This window comes from Clostridium sp. TF11-13AC, from assembly GCF_003481065.1.
Taxonomy (GTDB): domain Bacteria; phylum Bacillota; class Clostridia; order Lachnospirales; family Lachnospiraceae; genus Otoolea; species Otoolea fessa.
The window spans coordinates 340-808 of record NZ_QUKJ01000026.1 but is presented as its reverse complement, the minus strand read 5'-3'; the positions used below and the strand labels follow the sequence as shown (position 1 = coordinate 808).

The following is a 469-nucleotide window of genomic DNA, read 5'->3' as shown; positions in this document are numbered from 1 at the left end:
TTTTTCTGGGAAGCAATCGCCCCGGTGTAGACGGGATTCATCAAAAGGTCTTTGATAACGGAGAAGTCCCACATATACCGTCCTTTTTCTGGGTCTTTCTTTTCCCATTTGGTGCGGGTATTGCGAAGCCCCCGTTCCCGGTTCCACCATGTGGGGCAGGGGATTTTTTCTTCCTCCAGCCGTCTGCGGATATAGTTCGGACCATGACCGTTCAGGGCATATCCGAAAATCAGTCGCACAATCGGGGCGGTTTCCTCGTCAATGAGCAGATGGTTTTTGTCCTCCGGGTCTTTCCGATACCCAAACGGGGCAAGACACCCGGTAAACTGTCCTTTCTGCGCTTTCAGAAGATAAGAGGAATGGACTTTCTTGGAAATATCCTTGCTGTACATCTCGTTCAGGATATTCTTGAACGGGGCAATATCGTTGTTATCCCGCAGGGTGTCGATACCGTCATTCATGGCGATAT

General features: G+C 49.9%; 1 protein-coding gene. It reads right to left on the bottom strand.

All coding sequences use genetic code 11. The features are described 5' to 3' along the window. Positions 1 to 469: recombinase family protein (locus tag DXD12_RS15720; RefSeq protein ID WP_243105411.1), on the bottom strand; the 469-nt coding region annotated here is incomplete at both ends.